Genomic DNA, 226 nt, shown 5'->3' on the forward strand with positions numbered 1-226 from the left:
GTGATGAAGCCGATGACAGTGGCCTTGCCCACGTCCGAGCGTTTTTCCGCCCGGGACGAGAAGATGCTGGCGCCCTCGATGCCGATGAACACCCAGACGGTGACCAGCATCATGTTGCGCACCTGGTCCATCACCCCGCCAAAATTCGGATTGCTACGGCCCCAGATATCGCGGGTGAAGATGTCGGCCTTGAACGCCACGGCCGCAATGACGATGAACATCACCA

1 protein-coding gene is annotated in these 226 nt (G+C 59.7%); it reads right to left on the reverse strand.

Annotation, left to right across the window (positions count from 1 at the left end):
- The coding region (locus J5M73_RS31765; protein ID WP_207817081.1) for an amino acid permease at positions 1 to 226 on the reverse strand (226 nt) is incomplete at both ends.

The organism is Pseudomonas sp. 50_B (assembly GCF_017491625.1).
GTDB lineage: Bacteria > Pseudomonadota > Gammaproteobacteria > Pseudomonadales > Pseudomonadaceae > Aquipseudomonas > Aquipseudomonas danubii.